15 protein-coding genes are annotated in these 19,487 nt (G+C 64.1%); 7 read left to right on the top strand and 8 right to left on the bottom strand.

The genetic code is table 11. The annotated features are described in order from the left end of the window. Window positions 1–13 precede the first annotated feature (13 nt). Window positions 14–793, top strand: a complete 780-nt coding sequence (locus D7S86_RS14905) for an SDR family oxidoreductase (protein ID WP_121087643.1) — start codon at window positions 14–16, stop codon at window positions 791–793. Window positions 794–1,018: 225 nt separating this feature from the next. On the opposite strand, the gene D7S86_RS14900 is transcribed toward D7S86_RS14905, so the two are convergent. After that, entirely contained in the window at window positions 1,019–2,359 is a 1,341-nt protein-coding gene (locus D7S86_RS14900; protein WP_121087642.1) for an LLM class flavin-dependent oxidoreductase, read from the bottom strand. Window positions 2,360–2,500: 141 nt separating this feature from the next. Further along, window positions 2,501–3,280, bottom strand: a complete 780-nt coding sequence (locus tag D7S86_RS14895) for an SDR family NAD(P)-dependent oxidoreductase (protein ID WP_240648174.1) — start codon at window positions 3,278–3,280, stop codon at window positions 2,501–2,503. A gap of 220 nt (window positions 3,281–3,500) precedes the next feature. On the opposite strand from D7S86_RS14895, the gene D7S86_RS14890 reads away from it, so the two are divergent. Next, window positions 3,501–4,418, top strand: coding sequence for a LysR family transcriptional regulator (locus D7S86_RS14890; protein ID WP_158601963.1), 918 nt, complete (start codon window positions 3,501–3,503; stop codon window positions 4,416–4,418). Between the two features lie 95 nt (window positions 4,419–4,513). Here the strand turns inward: D7S86_RS14890 and fabF are convergent, their stop codons facing one another. Further along, entirely contained in the window at window positions 4,514–5,782 is a 1,269-nt protein-coding gene (gene fabF, locus D7S86_RS14885; protein WP_121087640.1) for a beta-ketoacyl-ACP synthase II, read from the bottom strand. A gap of 201 nt (window positions 5,783–5,983) precedes the next feature. On the opposite strand from fabF, the gene D7S86_RS14880 reads away from it, so the two are divergent. Together D7S86_RS14880 and D7S86_RS14875 are read left to right on the top strand one after the other, a co-directional pair. Beyond that, complete coding sequence (locus D7S86_RS14880) at window positions 5,984–6,994, top strand: AraC family transcriptional regulator (protein ID WP_240648173.1); 1,011 nt, start codon at window positions 5,984–5,986, stop codon at window positions 6,992–6,994. A gap of 100 nt (window positions 6,995–7,094) precedes the next feature. After that, window positions 7,095–7,841 carry a hypothetical protein gene (locus D7S86_RS14875; RefSeq protein WP_240648172.1) on the top strand — a complete coding sequence of 249 codons (747 nt, stop codon included), beginning with the start codon at window positions 7,095–7,097 and terminating at the stop codon, window positions 7,839–7,841. Window positions 7,842–7,928: 87 nt separating this feature from the next. Here the strand turns inward: D7S86_RS14875 and fhuB are convergent, their stop codons facing one another. The 3 genes from fhuB to D7S86_RS14860 all read right to left on the bottom strand — a co-directional run bounded on the left by fhuB (window position 7,929) and on the right by D7S86_RS14860 (window position 13,315). Beyond that, window positions 7,929–10,025 (bottom strand): Fe(3+)-hydroxamate ABC transporter permease FhuB, encoded by a 2,097-nt coding sequence (gene fhuB, locus D7S86_RS14870; RefSeq protein WP_147432340.1) that lies wholly within the window; start codon window positions 10,023–10,025, stop codon window positions 7,929–7,931. Next, window positions 10,022–10,942 carry an ABC transporter substrate-binding protein gene (locus tag D7S86_RS14865; protein WP_121087637.1) on the bottom strand — a complete coding sequence of 307 codons (921 nt, stop codon included), beginning with the start codon at window positions 10,940–10,942 and terminating at the stop codon, window positions 10,022–10,024. Before D7S86_RS14865 ends, fhuB begins: the two co-directional genes overlap by 4 nt. A 93-nt stretch (window positions 10,943–11,035) precedes the next feature. Beyond that, window positions 11,036–13,315, bottom strand: a complete 2,280-nt coding sequence (locus tag D7S86_RS14860; protein WP_205962819.1) for a TonB-dependent siderophore receptor — start codon at window positions 13,313–13,315, stop codon at window positions 11,036–11,038. Window positions 13,316–13,528: 213 nt separating this feature from the next. Here D7S86_RS14860 and D7S86_RS14855 point away from each other — a divergent pair, with 213 nt between their 5' ends. Next, on the top strand, window positions 13,529–14,308 hold the full coding sequence (locus D7S86_RS14855) for an AraC family transcriptional regulator (RefSeq protein WP_121087635.1): 780 nt from the start codon (window positions 13,529–13,531) through the stop codon (window positions 14,306–14,308). A 37-nt stretch (window positions 14,309–14,345) separates the two neighbouring features. On the opposite strand, the gene D7S86_RS14850 is transcribed toward D7S86_RS14855, so the two are convergent. Both D7S86_RS14850 and D7S86_RS14845 read right to left on the bottom strand, forming a co-directional pair. Continuing rightward, window positions 14,346–15,977, bottom strand: a complete 1,632-nt coding sequence (locus D7S86_RS14850; protein ID WP_121087634.1) for a 3-(methylthio)propionyl-CoA ligase — start codon at window positions 15,975–15,977, stop codon at window positions 14,346–14,348. After that, window positions 15,974–17,239 carry an MFS transporter gene (locus D7S86_RS14845; RefSeq protein WP_158601962.1) on the bottom strand — a complete coding sequence of 422 codons (1,266 nt, stop codon included), beginning with the start codon at window positions 17,237–17,239 and terminating at the stop codon, window positions 15,974–15,976. The genes D7S86_RS14850 and D7S86_RS14845 overlap by 4 nt, the downstream gene beginning before the upstream one ends. Window positions 17,240–17,814: 575 nt before the next feature. On the opposite strand from D7S86_RS14845, the gene D7S86_RS14840 reads away from it, so the two are divergent. Beyond that, window positions 17,815–18,867, top strand: coding sequence for a porin (locus tag D7S86_RS14840; protein WP_121087632.1), 1,053 nt, complete (start codon window positions 17,815–17,817; stop codon window positions 18,865–18,867). Between the two features lie 78 nt (window positions 18,868–18,945). Beyond that, window positions 18,946–19,308 carry a BON domain-containing protein gene (locus tag D7S86_RS30430; RefSeq protein ID WP_121087631.1) on the top strand — a complete coding sequence of 121 codons (363 nt, stop codon included), beginning with the start codon at window positions 18,946–18,948 and terminating at the stop codon, window positions 19,306–19,308. The last annotated feature ends 179 nt before the right edge of the window (window positions 19,309–19,487 follow it).

The raw sequence follows: 19,487 nt of genomic DNA, 5'->3' as shown, positions 1-19,487 counted from the left end.
TTCAAGGACACCCATGGATCTGGGAATCAGTTCACGCAAGGCGCTTGTCGCCGCATCCTCATCGGGGCTCGGGCTCGCCTGCGCGACAGCGCTCGTGCGTGAGGGCTGCATCGTCACGATCAACGGTCGTGACGCGGCTCGGCTTGAAAGCGCACGCGCCGCGATCGCCGCCCAAACGGGCCGCGACGTCGCGACCGTCGTCGCGGACATCAATACGGAAGCCGGACGCGACACGCTGATTCAGGCGTGCCCCGACGCGGATATTCTCGTCAACAACAATGCAGGGCCGCCGCCCGGGTCGCTGTCCGAATGGCACCACGCCGCGTGGATCAGCGCGCTCGAAGCGAATATGCTCGCTCCGATTCTTCTGATCCGTGCGCTGTTGCCCGGCATGCGCGAAAGGAAATTCGGCCGGATCGTCAACATCACGTCGGCGATGGTCAAGAGTCCGCGTCCGCATATGGCGCTCTCGACAACCGCGCGCACGGGCCTCACGGCCTTTTCAAAAGCGATGGCCCTGGAGTCGGCCGTCGACAATGTGACGATCAATAATCTGCTGCCCGAGCGCATCGACACGGGACGCCAGCGATTCATGGCGGAACGCATGATGAAGGCGCAGAACATCGATATGGAAGAGGCGCGCCGACGTATCGTCAACACCGTCGCCGCGAAGCGCTTCGGAACACCCGCGGAGTTCGGCGACGCGTGCGCCTATCTCTGCAGCGCCCAAGCGGGATTCATATCCGGTCAAAATCTCCAGCTCGACGGCGGCAGCTATCCGGGCTTGATTTGAGCCGCCATGCAAAATGGGGCCGATCGATGAGGTGACACGGCGGCATCGGCGATGCGTCCGGCATCCGCGCGTCGAGATTGCCCTCGTCACGCGCGCGATGTCCGTGATCGGCGAGTCTGCGATCGCGTGGCGGTCATCGAGGGCGGTGCGCTTGTCGAGCACGGCGATGTCCGGCGCGTGTTCGTTCGTCCGCGGCACGACGTCACGCTTGCGCGCCCAGCTCGATCATGCGCGGACGGCCTTGCTGAAAAAGGGATTGTCCGGACGCGGCAGGCCGAGATGATCGCGCAGCGTCGTACCCGTGTATGCGCGGCGGAACAGGCCGCGACGCTGGAGTTCGGGCACGACCTTGTCGACGACGTCATCGAGCCCCGCGGGCAAATACGGAAACATGACGTTGAAACCGTCGGAGCCTTCCTCGACGAGCCATTGCTCCATCTGATCCGCGATATCGGCCGGCGTGCCGACCATTTCGAGCCCCGAGTAGCCGCCGACGCGCTGCGCAAGCTGCCGAATCGTCAACCCCTTGTCGCGCGCGAGTTCGAGCACGCGCTGCCGCGCGCTTTGGCTCGCATTCGTTTCGGGAATCTCGGGCAGCGGACCATCGAGATCGAAGCCCGATACATCGTGACCGAGCGCGATCGACAACGACGCGATCCCGCTGTCGTCGTGCACGAACGTATCGAGAAATGCGCGCTTTTCCTGCGCTTGCTCGCGCGAATCGCCCACGACGATGAATGCGCCGGGCAGGATTTTCAAATGATCGCGCGGGCGGCCGAGCCGATCGAGGCGGCCCTTGACGTCGGCATAGAAGCGCTTGCCCGCCGCGAGCGTCGATTGCGCGGTGAATACCGCATCCGCCGTCTCCGCCGCGATCTGCTTGCCCGCTTCCGACGAGCCCGCCTGCACGACGACGGGCCGGCCCTGAATCGGTCGCGCGATATTCAAGGGCCCGCGCACGGATAGATACGGCCCCTTGTGATCGAGCACGTGCAGCTTGTCGGGATCGAAGAACAAACCGCTCTGCGTATCGCGCACGAACGCATCGTCATCCCAGCTATCCCAGAGTCCGCGCACGACGTCGTAGAACTCGCGCGCGCGCCGATAGCGTTCATCGTGCTCCATATGATCGTCGCGGCCGAAATTGAGCGCGGCATCGGGATTCGACGTCGTGACGAGATTCCAGCCCGCACGGCCGCCGCTCAGATGATCGAGCGAAGCGAAGCGTCGCGCGATATGGTAGGGCTCGTCGAAGGTGGTCGATGCGGTCGCGACCAAGCCGATGCGTTCGGTCACGACCGATAGCGCGGATAGCAAGGTGAAAGGCTCGAACGACGTCGGCGTCTGGCTCCGTTTGAGCGCATTGATCGGCATATTGAGCACCGCGAGGTGGTCGGCCATGAAAAACGCGTCGAAGCACGCGCTTTCGAGCCGCTGCACGAAGTACTTCAGATGCGCGAAATTGAAGTTGGCGTCGGGCCACGCGCCCGGATAACGCCACGCGCCGGTATGCAGACTGACGGGCCGCATGAACGCGCCAAGATGAAGCTGTCGAGATTGGGGCATCGGACTGGATGACGTCGAGTGGTCAACGCCGCTACGTTAGCTCAGTCGACAAAAGCGTGCTTGCGCCGGCCACGCGACGCGCACGAGTCGCGCGTCCCGATGCATCGCGATGCGCCGGGACGCTCCGCGATGCATCAGCCATCACGCGCTATAGCCGCCATCGACGGGAATAATGGCCCCCGTCACGAAACTCGCGGCAGGGCTCGCGATAAATCCGATCACCGACGCGATTTCCTCGGGACGGCCAAAGCGGCCGAGCGCCGTGGCAGCGGCCTGTGCCTCGGCGAATGGACTCGTGTCCGGATTCATCTCGGTGTTCGTCGACCCGGCGCCGATCGCATTGACCGTGATGCCCTTGGCGCCGAGATCGCGCGCCACGCCCTTCGTATAGCCTTCGATCGCACGCTTGGTCGCACTGTAGTCGGCCACCCCGGGCCAGGTCGAACGCAGCGCGAGCGCCGACGACACGGAAATGATTCGGCCGCCGTCGCCCATGACACGCGACGCCTCGCGAATCGCGGTCACCACGGCTTCGTAGTTGACGCGCAGCTGTCGGTCGAAGCCCGCATCATCGACGGTCTCGGCCACGGTCCCCGTTTCAAAGACACCGGCGTTGTTGACCAGGATGTCGAGCTTGCCGTAGCGCTTGACGACGTCGGCGATGAGCGCTTTGACTTCGGCCGCGTTCGCCTGATCGGCCTTCAATGCGACGGCCTTTCCGCCCGATGCCTCGATCGCCGCGACGACGTCGTTCGCCTGGCCTTCGCTGTTCGAATAGCTGATGACGACGGTCGCGCCTTCGGACGCGAGTTGGCGCGCGGTTGCGGCGCCGATGCCGCGCGAGCCGCCGGTAATCAGCGCGATTTTTCCTTTGAGCGTGTTTGACATGTTGATTTCCATCCAGAGAGATTGGGCTTGCATGCATCACGTCGAACCTGAACGGCTCCCGCGCCGATATGCGCGGCATGGCCGTGCGCGACATGCAAAACGCCGGAGCGCATGCAATCCGCCGATTTCGTCGGGTCGAGACAAGCTCTACCGCGATCCGAGGACAGATTAACGGCGCGCCGCTGCGGTCGTCCAATCAATGCTTTGTCGGAGTAACATCACGCAAAATGATGAATGGCGCTTAGGCCCAGCGATGAAAGACATCGACCTCCATTTGATTTCGATCTTCGATGCCGTCATGACCGAAGGGTCCGTCACCAAGGCCGCCGAACGGTTGGCGATGACGCAATCAGCCGTCAGCAATGCCGTGGCGCGCATGCGCGTCGTCTGGAACGATCCGCTCTTCACACGGTCCGGACGCGGCATTCAACCCTCTGCAAAAGCGCACGCGCTATGGCGCGAACTTCAGGCGCCGCTCGCTCAGATCCGTACCGCAGCCTCGCCCGAGAAATTCGATCCGGCGACATCGACACGCGCCTTCAGAGTCGCCGTAACCGACTACCTGTCGAGCGCCCTGTGGCCGATGCTGCGCAAGCACATCGAACACGAAGCCCCCGGTATCCGCATTCTCGCGGTGCCGTACACGAGCCAGGGGACGGGACCGCAGCTGCGCAACAACGATATCGACATCAGCATCGGCGGGCTCCAGGCCATGGGCGAGGACATTCGGCTCCAGTCGCTCTTTGTCGAACACTGGGTCTGCGCGATGCGCGCGGACCATCCGCTTGCACGCACCGCGCTCACGCGGGACGACTTTCTCGACGCCGACCATCTGCTCGTATCGCTGTCGGGCCACCCCGTCGGCGTGGCCGACGACGTGCTCGAACGTCATGGGATGCGTCGCCGCGTCGCGATGACGCTCAACCATTTTTCAGGCGTCGTGCCACTCTTGCTCGCGTCCGACCTGATCAGCGTGCTGCCGGCCGGCGTCATTCGCACTCACGCGCTGCGAAGACGCATTCATGCATGCGACGTCCCGCTCGACCTTCCTCCGTTCGCGTGCCGCATGGCCTGGCATACGCGCCATGAACGCGATCCCGCGCAACGGTGGCTGCGCGGACTCGTCATTCAGATGTGCGCACGGATTTGGAACGATCGAGGCACGGCGTAATCAGGTCCGTGAAGCACGACGATATACGCACGACGACGATGCGCACGACACGAAGCGCGTCGTGCGAACGCGTCCCTCATCGCCCGTCACATCGATCAAAGTCGGCGGAACACCAAACTCGCGTTGACGCCGCCAAAACCGAAGCCGTTGGATATCGCATAGTCGGTCGACAACGCGCGAGCCGATCCGCTGACGAGATCGACGCCCTCGGCCGCCGCATCCGGTTCGGTCAGATTCAGCGTGGGCGGCGCGAGCTGATCGCGCAACGCGAGCACGGTGAAGATTGCTTCGACACCCCCCGCCGCGCCGAGCAAATGTCCCGTCGATGATTTGGTGGCGGAAACCGCGGGACCTCGACCCGCGCCGAATATCGCGCGAATCGCGGCCAATTCGCTGCTGTCGCCGACTTGCGTCGATGTCGCATGCGCATTCAAGTGTCCGATCTGATCCGGATCGAGTTGAGCCTGTCGAATCGCGCGTTCCATCGCACGTCGTCCGCCCGCGCCGTCGTCGGGCGGCGACGTCATATGGTGGGCATCGGCGCTCGTGCCATAGCCGAGCACTTCCGCAATCGGAACGGCGCCGCGCCGCAACGCGTGTTCGAGATCTTCGATCACGAGCATGCCCGCGCCTTCTCCGATGACAAAGCCGTCGCGGCGCGCATCGAACGGCCGCGACGCCTGCGCGGGATCGTCATTGAAGCCGGAGGACAGCGTTCGCGCCGCGGCGAACGACCCCAGACTCACGCGATCGATGCACGCCTCGGCGCCGCCGCACACGGCAATCTCCGCCTCGCCCGCGCGAATCAGGCGCGCGGCGTCGCCGATGGCCTGGGCGCTCGCGGCGCATGCCGTGACCGGTGCGCCCAACGGACCCTGAAGACCATGGCGAATCGAAATCTGGCCCGCGGCCATATTCGCGAGGAAACTCGGCACGGTGAAAGGCGAAAGCCGTCGTGGTCCACGATCGTCGGTGACTCTGACCGCATCGACGATCGTGCCGAAGCCGCCGACGCCCGACCCCACGATCGTGGCCGTCCGTTCGCGATCGTGGTCCGTTTGAGGTTGCCAGCGCGCCTGATGCAAAGCCGCTTGCGCCGCGGCCAGCGCAAACAGGCTGAAGCGGTCCATCTTCTTCTGATCCTTGGGTTCGACCGCGGATGCCGGATCGAATCCCCAGGGGTACTCCGGTGTCCGCATACGCACGACGCCGCCGACCTTCGAGGCGATCCCTTCCGTGACGTCGTCGGGCAAACTCGAGATGCCCGAATGCCCCGCCAAAAGACGATGCCATACGGCTTCGACCTCGGTTCCCAACGGCGACACGATCCCCATGCCGGTCACGACAACGCGTCTCGTACTCAAACCCTGCCCCTTTTGATGGATGAAAACAGACGGCCGACAATTGGCGTAAAGCGCCACGCGACGATCGCCTCGAATTTCAAGGACCGCAGAAATTGCCGGCCAGTATAGGCATTCAAGGAGTACAGTGTTGACGCATCGCGCCAATGAATATGCAAAGTACGCCACACTTGTTCGACGATGAATCGCTCCGGCCCAAGCCCTTTGACGTTGTCCTCGCACTTCCTGAACGGGATGCTGCGCTTCATTCGCAAGCGTCACGGCAAGGACGTCGCAGCACAAGCCCTCGCCAATGCGCGTATCCCGCAGTCGCTGCTCGATCAGCCCGACGCGCGCATGACACGCGAGCAATATGTCGCGCTGTACAAGACGGTCGCGGCGAAAATCGACGATGAAATGCTGGGACTCTGGTCGAGGCCGATACGGACCGGCACGTTGAAATACCTGATGCTCAGCTTGCTCGACGCACCGACCGTGCTGGTCGCGTTCAATCGCTTTGTTCGCTTCTGGAATCTGTTGCTCGACGACTACCGACTGCAGCTTTCGACGACTCATGACCGCGTGCGGCTGGCGCTCGTGGAAAGAACGCCGGGCACCCGCGTCACGCCGCTTGGACATGAGCTCATGATGAAGCTCGCCCACGGCATCGCGTCCTGGCTGCTCGGCCGAGAGATCACGTTGCACAGCGTCGAGTTCAGTTTCGCGAGGCCCAGACATGTCGACGACTATGCGTTTCTGTTTCCCGGCGCGGTGCGCTTCAGCGCGGCAACGACGTGCATCGCGTTCTTGTATGCAGATTGCGCGGAACCGTTCAGACGCGAAAAACACGAGCTATGGGCATTTCTCAAACGCGCACCCGGAGACTGGACGTTCAGCGCATCGCATCGCGGCTCCACGGTGGCCAAAACGCGCGAGTATCTCGAACGTCATCTTGCGCAGCCTGTCACGATCCAGGAACTTGCGCAGGCGCTGCACGTTTCCGTGCGCACGCTCAACCGGCGTTTCGCCGACGAGGGCACGCACTTCCAGCTCGTTAAAGACGGACTGCGGCGCGATATCGCCGTGCATCGGCTCGCCAACTCGAACACGAGCGTGGCCGTGCTCGCCTTCGACCTCGGCTTTGCGGACGCGACCGGCTTTTGCCGCGCATTCAAGCATTGGACCGGCAGCAGCCCTTCAGACTATCGAAAGGGCACGCGTCAGGTCGAGACGTGATGAAGTATCGTGCGCATGCTGATTGTCATGTCTGCACGCATCAAGTGTTATATCCACAGTTTCATATTCATCCGAAGGGCGCATTGCGCGCCAGATTGCCATGGCAACACGATCGTTTCCCGAAGTCCGCCCCGCGCACACGATGCTGACGTCGTATTTCTGGAGCGGTGACGCGATCCGCAGCCGTCATGTCAGCGATGTCGTGATAACGGCATCGCTCGACGTGCCCGCGCCTTCCGCGCGCGTGCTCGCGGACTGGCAACGAGAAACCACGACGCAGCTCGCGCTCGAACCCGGCGATGTCGAAGTCATGCCCCTGGCGCGAACGCGCATGCGCTGGCCGGATTACCCACGCTGCGTGCAGGCGATGTCCGACTGGACGCGCACGCTCGGCCTTGGCGACGCACTCGCGTCGAGCGACATCGCATTGATGGCCTGTCGAGGCGCGCGCTACCACCATGACGGCGAACAATACGGCGGCGCGGCCTTTTGCAATCTCTTTCTCAGCGAGGATCAAGGTCTCGATCTGCATTTCCCCGGCACGGGCGATCGCGTTGCACTGACCCGCGGCACCGCCGTGCTGTTCGACACCGCTCAACCCCACGCCGTCATTCCGCGTCACTGTCGCGGGTTTGACGCGGCCGACTTCGTCGCCGAACGCGATTGGACCCAGATCTTCCTGACCTGGGAATTGCCGATCGAAGATGCGCATGTCGGCCATGCGCTCAAGGTGCGCTTCGATGTCGCTCCTTCGACGGCCGCGACGCTCGATGAAGAACAGGTCCGGCTCGACGACGTACGCGTCACCGTGGATCCGGCATCGGGACAGTGGTATCCGAAAGACTGATGTGCGTTCTGTCGGGCGCGATCGCAATGCGAGCCGCCCCTTTCGGAAGTCCGGGGCAAGCCTGCCCATGCGCGCGGCCGTGCAACGTCATGCGCGTCCATTGCCGCGCATCATGAGCCCCATGAAGTAGAGGCCGCCGAGCAGCGTCGCCAACAGTCCCGCCGGCACTTGAAACGGAAACGCGATATTCCTGCCGAGCCAATCGGCCGCGCACAGGATCAGCGCACCGATCAGCGTCGCGGCCGGCATCTGGCTCCGGACGTTCACGAAGCCGAGCATGCGCGCCGCGTGCGGCGCCATGAGTCCGACGAAACTCAGCGGCCCGACCACTTGCGTGCCGCTCGCCGTCAACAGCGAGGCGACGATCAACAGCATCAGACGGCTCGCGCGCGGATCGACGCCGCGTCCGCGCGCGACGCTCTCGCCAAGCGGCAGGATCTGAAGCCAGCCGTACAACAACGGCGCCGCGGCGACAGCCAACGCGAGCGCGCCGACCGCGAACGCCGCGTCGCCTGCCCCGACGCGATAGGTCGAGCCGGCCATCCACGCGAGCAATTGCGCGGCGCGCGGCGTGCCGCTGAGCAGCACGATCGTCGCGAGCGCACTGAACGCGGTTCCGATCGCAACGCCCGCGAGGATCATCTGCGACGGCGCGAACGCGCTTCGGCGCGCCAGCGCGAGCAGCACCGCGAACGCGCCGCACGCGCCCACGCACGCCGCGACGGATTGCGACACCGCACCGGCGGCCGGCGCGCACAACGCAAGCGCGAACACACCGAGCGAGGCGCCCGATGAAATGCCCAGCACTTCAGGACTCGCCATCGGATTGCCGGTCAACCGCTGCACGATGACGCCGGCCATCGCGAGCATCGCGCCGCCCGCGACGGCGGCGAGCATACGCGCGAGCCGATAGTCGACGAGCACGTCGAACTCGTTGCGCGACAGCCAGTGCCAGCCGTCGAGATCGCGTCCGAGCATGAGACTGATCACGATCAGCGCGGCAAGCGCCACGCCGAGCACCGCGAACGCGACATACACGGTGCGTTCGCCGAGCGGCGCACGCACGCGATCACGGTCGCGCTCGCCGGCTTCATGCACGACCGACCACGATCGAAAACGCGGCAAAAGCCATAGCAGCACCGGACTTGCAAGCAGCGCGATGACCGCGCCGGTCGGCAAGCGCGCGAGCGCACCGCCGAGCGACTGGACCGTCTGGTCCGTCAGCCAGACGAGCACCGCGCCGAACACCGTCGCCCACGTCGCGCGTGCGCGGAACGTGTGCACGCCAAGCAGCCGCACGATCGCGGGCGCGACGAGACCGACGAAACCGACCACGCCGACCGTCGAGACGACGGCCGCGCTCAGCAAGACCGCCAGCGCGAGTCCGACGGTCCGGATCCCCGCGGGCGGCAGCCCCAGTCCGCGCGCGGTCGCGTCGCCGAGCGACATGAGTTCGAGCGGGCGCGCGAGCGCGAACGTCAGCGCGAGCCCCATCGACAGGTATCCCGTCAACACGCGCGCGCCATGCCAACTGCCCTGATTCATCGATCCCGCGCCCCAGATGAAAATCGCCTGCATCGCGTTGTGATGAAACAGCGTGAGCACCGAGCCGATTGCCCCGCTATAGAAACTGATGATCAGGCCGCCGAGCACGAGCGCCGTCGGCGACAAACGCTGGCGCCACGCGAGTCCCATCGCGAGCAGCAGCGCGATGCCCGCGCCCGCGGCTGCAATCGCGGTCTGTCCGACGGCGAGCCACGCCGGCGCGAGTGCGAGCACGAGCGTCATCGCAAGCGATGCGCCGGCCGACACACCGAGCGTCGCGGGCTCGGCAATCGGATTGCGCAGGATCTGCTGGAACAACACGCCGGACAGCGCAAGCAGCGCCCCGCACAAGACACTGATCGCGACGCGCGGCAAGAAGCTCGCCTCGATGACGAGCCAACGGATATCGTCGGCATCGCGATGCAGAATCGCGTCGCGCCACAGGGCGAACGGCGCGATCCGGCCCATCGGATCCATCTGGTCGATCCGCAGCAGCGTCAGCGCAAGCGCCCCGAGCGCGAGGAGCGCCAGCACGCGCATGGGACGCGCGGACGCCGCGCGATCGAGCCGGCCGAGTGTCGGTCCCTTCGTTGGTTCCTTCGTTGGTCCCTTCGTCTGCACCTTCGTCAGCGCCTTCATGCGGCACGCCGCCACGCGACGAGCGCGGCAGTCAGTTCGTCCGCGAAATGCAGCGCCGCATCGAGGCCGCCGAACGGATAGAGGCGCGGGATCGGCGCGAGATGGCCGCGTCGCACGACCGGCAAGCGCCGCCAGATCGCGTTGCCGGCCAGATTCCGAAACGTCAGCGGCGTATAGCGGTCATCGGCCTGATAGACGAGCAGCATGTCCGGCATCGCGGCCAGGGCCTCGATGCCGAGCGTGGGCACATGCCCCGGCGGTGTGGATCCGTTCCACACATTGCGCACGCCGAGCCGATCGAGGACCGCTTGCAGCATCGTGTCGCGGCCGTATGCATTCCAATGCAGACCGTCCATGAAGAATTGCGCGGCGAGAACAGGCGGGATCTCCGCGAGCGAAGCGACCGTGCGCCGTCGCGCGCGCAGCGCGGCGTCGACCGCATCGATCCAGCGTGCCGTGTCGGGCAGGATGTCGAGCAGGCGCGCCAGATCGGCGAGGCGATCGCGCGCGCGGTCGTACGGATCAGGGCCCGGCAGGCCGTAGAGATCGAGCACGAAAACCGGCGCAATCGCGTCGAGCCGGTCGCCGATGTCCGCGTGACGGCTATCGACGACGATCAGATCCGGACGCAGCGCATGCAGCAGTTCGAGATTCGGCTCGTTCGTGAGTCCGAGCTCGATGCACTCGGGCGGCAGGCGCAGACGCGGATCGACGTTGAGCACGTTGACGTTGTCTTTCTCCGCCGCGGCGACCGGAATCACGCCGATCGACAGCAGCACGTCGGCGGCCGTCCAGCCGATCGACGCCACACGCGGACGCGCGCGCGCCGCCGCGAACGCGCCGCGCGTGACACATCCCGCGCCCAGCGCGCCGAGGCCGATCAGATACCGCCGTCGCGCGGCAGACGCCATCGTCATCCATTCACCCTTCAAGCACGGGCTCCGCGCGGCGCGAGCCGACCCCGATCGCGCGCGAAGCCCGTAGCGCCGCACGCGGCGGCGTTGCGTCGGTCAGAAATCGAACTGTGCCGAGAGCAGGAACGTTCTCGGCGCGCCGAGGGCCAGCCCGTACGTCGCATCCGCATTCCCCCAATAGGCGCGGTTGAATACGTTCTCGACATTCGCACGAATCGTAACGGGCTTGCCGTTCGCCCGATAGAACACGTAGCGGGCGCCGACGTCGAAACGCGTCCAGCTCGGAATCTGCTGGGTATTCGCATTGTCGAGGTATTCGGCCGACGTGTAGACCATCTGACCGGACAGCGTCAGTTGAGGCACGAACGGCACGTCCCATTCGCCGCCGAGATTGGCCATCGTGTGCGGCACGCCCGGCGCGGTGTTGCCTTGCGTCTTCGCGTTGCCCGTGTTCGTGAGCTCGCCGTTCATGAACGTGATGCCGCTGAGCACACGCACGCCCTTCGCCGCTTCGCCCACGACGTTCAGTTCGATCCCGCGGTTGCGCTGGTCGCCGTCGACCGAGTAGACCAAGGTCGTCGGGTTCGTCAATCCGCTCGGCTGTTCGATCTGGAACACCGCGAGCGTCGCCATGATGCGGCCGAAGTCGACCTTCGTGCCGACCTCGACCTGCTTCGATACGTACGGCGCGAACACCTCGCCCGCGTTGACCGTCCCGGCCGGCGCCGTCGGACCTTGCTGAAGCCCTTCGATATAGTTCGCGTAGACCGAGACGTTCTCGATCGGCTTGACGAGCAGCGCGAACGCGGGCGTCCAGCGCGTCTCGTTGTAGTGCGTGGTCGGCGCGCCGGTCGTCGCGCTGAAGCCGTCGGAATTCACGCGTTGATCGCGCACGCCCGCCGTGAACTGGATGCGATCGTCGAGAATCGACGCCGTGTCCGCCACCGCAAGACTCGAGTCGCGCAGGATGCTCGTCGTCGGCGTGGAGAAGGCGAACGTATCGGAATTCGGCGCCGGAAGCGACGCCGGGTTATAGATGTTCGACGACACCGCGCCCGGGAACGCAATCGAACTGCCGCCTTCCTGGTGGTAGTACGACCCCGACACGGTGAACTGGTGATTGACGGGCCCCGTGTCGAAGTTGCCTCGAATACCCGTGGTGGCCGTATACGTGTCCTGGCGTTGCGCCCAGAAGTACGGATTGATCGCCGTGTCGCCGGTCGAACTCGTCAGCGTCGGTTGCGTCGCGAGTTGCTGAACCTGCGTCGTGCGTTCGCCGACGGCCGCGAACGCGGTCCAGTTCGAACTCAGATCGTATTCGGCATGGGCCGCGGCGAACGTGTCCTGCGCCTTGTAATACGACCACGACGGGTAGAAGTTGTCCGTCGCCTTCGGCGCGGCGGGAATCGAGATACCGGCGTCCGCGTAGACGGGCTGGACCGGTGCGTCGAACTTGTCGTTCTGATAGCCGGCGTCGAGCGACGCGCGGAATCCGTTGCCGCGGTAGTCGAGACCGAGCACCGCATCACCGAGGCGTTGCGATTGATCAGTCGTCGACGTATCGCCGTCGCGGAACGTGCCGTTGAACCGGATGCCCCACTGGTTCTCGTCTCCGAATCGACGGCCCACGTCGACGTGCGTGCCGAAGGTGCTGTCCGACATATAGTCGAGCGTGACGCTCGTGATCGGCGCGTCGGTCGCGCGCTTCGGTTCGACGTTGATCGAAGCGCCGATGCCGCCGGTCGGAGAAATACCGCTCAACAAGCCGGTCAGGCCGTGAATGATCTCGACGCGCTCGGCCGTATCGGGGCCGATCAGCGCCAAGGGCAGCACGCCATAGAGCCCGTCCCACGACACGTCGGTGCTCCAGACCGTGAAGCCGCGGATCTTGAAGACGTTCGTGTAGCTGCCCTGGCCCCACACATTGCGCACGGACGCATCGTTATCGAGCACGTCCGACAAATCGCGCGCCTGCTGATTGGCGATCGTATCGGACGTATAACTCGTGACGCTGAACGGCGTGTCCATCACGTCGCGCTGGCCCAGAAAGCCGACGCGCGCCCCGGTCGCCACCTGTCCGCCCGCATACGCGGGCGCGAGCGTGCCCGCCGGACGCGTCGCCGACACCGTCACGGCCGGCAGCGTCTCGACCGGCGCCGCGCCGTTCTGCGTTTGCGCCGCACCGGTCCCGGCGGCCGGCTGCGCCGCAGACGCGTCGCTCGCCTGCCCCGTCGTCTGGCCCGTCGCCTGGTCGGCCGTTTGCGCGCTCGCCTGTGCGTCCGACTGCGCCACCTGCTGCGCCGCCGTCACATGCGCGACCCCGGCTGTCGCAAGCGCCACCCCCAAAGAAATCGCCCTTTTTTTGAACCCCATCATGTGCCGTTCGTGATTCATCTGTTCCCGCGCGTGTTGATTCGCTTCGTCTATGTGCCGTCATTTCTAAACGCAATTGGGAATCGTTATTATTATTACCCGTATTCGTTTGACGGCGGCCAGGCGTTAAGATAGCGAACTCGACGCTGCGATATTTGCCAAGAAATATCGCTACACAGACAAACTCTGACGGTCCGCTTTACGGAGAAGGCGACGATGGACGAGATCTGGCGGCGGCGCTTCGGCTTCCGCTATCAAAAAATGCCGCGGCCGGTGGTCGCGCATGCCTACGAATACCTGGACGGCGACCGGCAAAGCTGGCATACGCATGAGCAGGCGCAGTTCGTGTTCAGCTTGCGGGGAGTCTTGCGCGTCGTGACGCCCGTGGCGGTCTGGACGAACGGGCCGCGGCGGGGGCTCTGGATCGCACCGGGTGTCGCGCACGAGCTCCATGCGGTCGGCGAGGTGTCGATGCGAAGCGTCTACTTCGAGCCCGAGGTGTCGCCGTGGTCCGGCGACGATTGCCGCGTGCTCGAGGTGTCGGCACTGTTGCAGGAGCTCGTCGGCTCGACGATGGAAAGCGGTCTCGGCAAGGACGACGAGCGCTACGACCTCGTCGTCCCGCTGCTGCTCAAGGAAATGCAGGGCGCGCGCAACGCGCCCGCCGCGAGTCTCGCGCTGCCGCTCGACCGCCGGCTGCGGCTCGTCTGCGAATCGTTGATCATGGATCCGTCGAACAACGACTCGCTCGGACGCTGGGGCGAGCGCGTCGGCGCGAGCGAGCGCACGCTCGCGCGCCTCTATCGCGAGGAAACGGGATTGACCTTCATGCAATGGCGCCAGCAGTTGCGGCTCGTCGAATCGATGTCGCGTCTCGCGAAAGGCACCTCGGTCGCCACTGTCGCGTCCGAACTCGGATACGGCAATTCGAGCGCCTTTATCGCGATGTTCAGAAAGGCGACGGGGCAAACGCCTCAGCGCTATATCAAGAGCTGAGGCGAGAACGGGGACAAGCGCTGAATCAAGCGCTGAATCAAGCGCCGAGGCCGCCGCCGAGGCCCGCCAGTTGTTCGCGCAGTCGCGTCTTGAGCATCTTGCCCGTCGCGCCGAGCGGAATCGCATCGACGAAGATCACATCGTCCGGCACCTGCCACTTCGCGATCTTGCCTTCGTAAAACGCAAGCAGTTCGTCGCGCGTGAGCGATGCGTCGACCTTCTTGACGACCGCGACGACGGGCCGTTCATCCCATTTCGGATGCGGGATGCCGATACATGCGGCCATCCGGACCGCCGGATGAGCCATCGCGATGTTCTCGATGTCGATCGAGCTGATCCATTCGCCGCCCGACTTGATGACGTCCTTGACGCGATCCGTGATCTGGACGAACCCGTCGGCGTCGATCGTCGCCACGTCGCCGGTCGGAAACCAGCCGTCCACGAGGGGCGATCCGCCCTCATTCTTGAAGTAGTCGCGCACGACCCACGGTCCCTTGACGAGCAGATTGCCGCGCGTGCGTCCATCCCACGGCAGCGCTTCGCCGCCGTCGCCGACGATCTTCGTGTCCACGCCGAATACGGCGCGCCCTTGCTTGAGGCGTAGATTCATTTGCGCATCGAGCGGCAGCGCAAGATGTTTGCGCTTGAGCGAACACAGCGTGCCCAAAGGGCTCAACTCCGTCATCCCCCAGGCATGCAGCACCTCGACGCCATATCGCCGCTGAAACGCTTCGATCATCGCCGTCGAGCACGCGGCGCCGCCGATCACGGTCCGGCTGAACGTCGAAAAGCGTAACCCGCCCGCATGCAGATGATCGAGCAACATCTGCCATACGGTCGGCACACCTGCCGCGAACGTGACGGCCTCCGCCTCGATGAGTTCATAGACCGACTTGCCATCGAGCGCGCTGCCCGGCAACACGAGTTTGCAGCCGGTCAACGCCGCGCCATAGGGCAGACCCCACGCGTTCACATGGAACATCGGCACGACGGGCAAGACCGAATCACGCGCCGACAGCGCCATGACATCCGGCAATGCGCCCGCGAACGCGTGCAGGATCGTCGACTTGTGGCTATACACCACGCCTTTCGGATTGCCCGTGGTGCCGCTCGTGTAACAGAGGCTCGACGCCGAATCCTCATCGAAGGACCGCCACGCATGTTCACCCGGCTGCGCACCGATCCAGTCCTCGTAGGCGATCAAGTTCGGGATGCCGCTGTCGACAGGCAGCGCATGCGCATCGCATAGCGCGACGTAATGCCGGATGCCGGGACACTTCGCATGGAGCGTCTGAACGAGCGGCAAAAACGTCAGATCGAAGCAGAGCACCTGATCGTCGGCATGGTTCGCGATCCATGCGACCTGATCGGGATGCAGGCGCGGATTGATCGTATGCAATACGCGACCGGACCCGCTGACGCCGAAATACAGTTCGAGATGACGGTAACCGTTCCAGGCCAGCGTCGCGACGCGATCGGAGAACGCGAGTTCAAGCGCGTCGAGCGCGTTCGCGAGCTGACGCGCGCGGCGTGCGACGTCGCGCCAGTGATACCGGTGGATATCGCCTTCCACGCGTCTCGACACGACCTCCGTATCGCCGTGATGGCGCTCGGCATGTTCAATCAGCGAGGAAATCAACAACGGACTGTCTTGCATCAGGCCTTTCATACATGTCCTCGATGGATCGCGCCGACGTCCAGATCGACCAGCCCCGATGCGGCGCGCGCCTTCGCGAGCATCGCGGGAATCAGCGCAAGCACGCAGCACGCGGCAAGACACAGCGACAACGCCATCAACGTGAATCCGTTATCGAAGTGGCCCGTTTCGCTGACCATCCAGCCGATCGCAAACGGCGCGATGACGCCGCCGATCTGACCAAGCGTGCTGCAGAAGCCCGAATACGTCGCACGCGACTGCGGCGGCGAGAGTTCGATCAGAATCGCGCCGAAACAACTGAGTCCGCCATAAAGGAAAAACGCCGTGACGGACAAACCGCACAGCGCGCCCCACACCGACGTGGCGCGGCACGCGCCGATCAGCCCCGCAGCAGTCAGGATGTACGAGCTCGCGAGCAACTGCGGGCGATAGCGATACAGCACGCGGCCGCCGAGCCATCCATGCACGAGCAGCCCGAGAAACGCGAGTGCATACGCAACCGCGCCGAGCGTGCCGAGCGACTTCATGTCGACGCCATGCGCCGACGCGAGATACGTGGGCATCCAGCCGAGGTAGCCGCCGAATGCGATGTTGTAGAGGAAATACGCGCCCGTGATGAGCCACAGATTGCGGTCGCGAAGCACGCGGCGAAGCGCCCCGCGTTCGACATGCGCGGGTTCGGCGCCGATGCCGGTGATCGTGCGCGATTCGGTACGGGCGCGGTCGTTCGGAATGAAGCAATACATCGTGACGGCCACGATCAGCGACGGAATCGCGAGCATCTGGAAAATCGTCTGCCAGGTGAAATGCGTCAGCAGCACCCCGATCAACGGACCCGTGCACGCGGGCCCGAGCGCCATCGCCGTGCACCAGATCGCGATGGCGCGGGTTCGCTCCTGCGAATTGAAATGCGCGCCGAACACCTTGTAGCCCGACGTATTCGACAGGCCTTCGGCAAGCCCGAGCGAGACGCGCACGAGAACGAATCCCGCGAGTCCCGAGACGAGGCCCGTCGCACCCGTGAAAAAGGCCCAGAAAATCGGTGAAATCACGAGAAGGATCTTGCTCCCGACGCGATCGGCAAGCAGTCCTCCCGGAATCTGCGCGACGAAGTAGCCCATCGTGAACGACGAGAGGACCACGCCGAACGTCTTCGTATCCATCGAGAGCGATTTCATGATGGACGGGCCGGCGAAGCTCAAGGCGACGCGGTCCATATTGTTGACTGCTTGGAACAGCCAGAGGGCCGCCAGTATTTTCGTCTGCTCTTTCACGTTGTCTCCGGACGCGTTGCGCCGAGGACATGTCTTCGAACACGGTCGACGCATTTTTGGTGCGTCGATTTCCGCATGGCGTGCCGCTTAGCGTCAATGAAACCAGGTGGTCTCATCGAGCCGATGACGCGCGCGCCGCGACGGATCCGCATGCCGATCTCGCCGCGGATGCAAGGGCACGATTCATACGCCGAATTCGCAGACCGGATTATTGGATTGAATTCGTATGCCGAATTCTTAGGCCCGATTTTTGGCCCATATTCCGGGCCCTGATTCGTATGTCTAATTCAGCGATTTATTCGCTGCAACGCGCGCACGCGTGTTGCAGCGAATAAATCGCCATCCCGCCCCGCAATAGGACCATCTGGTCGCATTGATAGCGACTGGACGTGGTCACACACTGCCTCGCAGTCTGCATGCCCCGCATCAAACCGAAGTCGGCAGCAAGACACGGCGTGAAGGAGACACACGCCAAGGAGACCGTCAGCGGCGATTTTCGCTTGGATCCTTCCGATCCCGCGTCGATCGTCGACGACGATTCCGCATGAACCCAACCTTTATAAATAGATATCCTGATGAAAAGAATATCGATCACGGCGATGCTCGCGCTGTCCGCGAGTCTCGCCCATGCGCAGTCAAGCGTATCCCTGTATGGACTCGTCGACGGCGGCATCCGATGGGTGAACGGCACGAAAGGCGGTCCCACGATCGAATACTCGGGCGCCTTGACGCCCGACCGCTTCGGTCTACAGGGCTCCGAAGACCTCGGTGACGGAACCAAGGTCATTTTCCGGCTGGAGAGCCAATTCGAATCGAGCGGCGCGCTCCAAACGAGCAACGTCCTGTTCGGACGGGACGCCTATGTCGGCCTCGACGGACCTTATGGACGTCTCACGCTCGGACGCCAATTCACGCCGTTCGAGGATCTCGCGATCCACCTCGATCCCTCGGGCATCGGCGGAGCCGATATCGCGATCGCTCCCGATGTGCTGCTGGGCTCGAACTTTTTCACGCTCGACAGCTGGTTCAACAACACGGTCAAATACACGACGACCCTGGCCGGCTTCAAATTGAGCGGCAGCTATTCGCTCGGCGGCGTCGCGGGGAACGAGCGCGCCGGGACCACCTATTCCGCTGCGGCAAGCTATAGCACGGGCCGCTTGTTGGCCGGCGTCGCATATCAGCGCATGTACAACGCGGATGCAAGCCAGTTCGCGCAAAACTATGACGCCGGCGCGTCCTTGCAGCTCGGACCCGTACGCACATATCTGAGTTATATGGGACTGCGGGTCAGCGGTACCGCATTGGCCCCCGCGCAACGCCGCGACGATGTGCCGCAAGGCGGCGTCGTCTGGCAGATCACGCCGCAAATCACGCTGACGGCCGCCTATTACGACGACATCGCCAACAATCTCGGCAATCAAAGCGGCGCGAGCGGTCACAAGCAGACCGCCTATCTGATCGGCGAATACTTTATCTCGCGACGAACCGAGTTGTATTTCGAAGTCGACCGCAATCATTTTTCGGGAGCGTATACGGACGATCCGCTCAATCTGCTTGTCCTGAACATGAGCCCGGGGACATCGGGTCTCACGGGCATGTCGATCGGCTTGGCGACGCGGTTCTAAGGCAGGCGAACCCTAAGAAATTCGTGCGGTCGGCTCGCCGACCGCGCGCTCGCACAACATACAAGGATCGGAGACGTTATGCATAGGAATACAGTTCGAGGCATCGCACTCGTGTGCGTGCTCTTTGCATTGAATGCCGTCGCTCAAACGGGACAATCGGCCGGCGGCGCTTCGGACGCGCCGGCGTCGACCCCGGCGTCGCCCAAAGCGATCCGCGCGGCAAACCGCGCCTTGGCGGCAAAAGTGCTGAAGACCCTTGCGCGTATCAAGGGACTCGATGCGACGGGGATCTTCGTCAAGGCGTCGGATGGCAACATCATGCTGTCCGGCGTCGTCCAGACATCGGGGCAGATTCCGCTCGCGGTCCAGGCCGCGACGGATGTCGACGGCGTGAAATCCGTTCAAGAGAATCTTCGCCTGGCGAAACAACCGACTCAGTGACGTAGCGCGCCGTCCAAGCCAAGCGGATGTCTCGGTCGCGCGTATCCGCTTGGCTTTACGACGACGTTGTCGAAGTCATTCGACGAACCGGTCGGGATCAAACGACCCGGGTCTTCATCGGGATGCCTCGGCGACGCAGGGGATCGATGCATCCGCGGCGCTTCGACTCAGCGAAAGAT

Source organism: Pararobbsia silviterrae (assembly GCF_003628125.1).
Taxonomy (GTDB): domain Bacteria; phylum Pseudomonadota; class Gammaproteobacteria; order Burkholderiales; family Burkholderiaceae; genus Pararobbsia; species Pararobbsia silviterrae.
The sequence above is the reverse complement of the archived record's forward strand: the minus strand, read 5'-3'. Positions and strand labels throughout refer to the sequence as shown.